General features: G+C 55.6%; 1 protein-coding gene. It reads left to right on the top strand.

Going from position 1 to position 239, the window contains the following annotated elements:
* Positions 1-192, top strand: a 192-nt coding sequence (locus ACPYOJ_RS36625) for a WCX domain-containing protein (protein ID WP_481420575.1), incomplete at its 5' end; no start/stop codon positions are given.
* Positions 193-239 lie beyond the last annotated feature (47 nt).

The raw sequence follows: 239 nt of genomic DNA, 5'->3' as shown, positions 1-239 counted from the left end.
GAGCAGCACAACGGCGTCACGCTGCGCTGTCAGGCGGCACACGAGAACCAGATCCTGCCGCTGCTGTTCTACTGGCTGCCGAACGTTCAAATCCTGGAACCCAACTGGCTAAAAAAGAAGCTGCTTAAAACGCTGGAAAATTATCTGGCGGTAGAGCGCACAGCAGATAACCACGTGATCTCAATCACATAATTTCTCCCGGCGGCGGCGAGACGGAACCACTCGCCGCCCTCTTTGAC

It is taken from the genome of Rhizobium sp. SVR5-9E, assembly GCF_056755095.1.
This window is presented reverse-complemented; position numbering and strand designations above follow the sequence as displayed.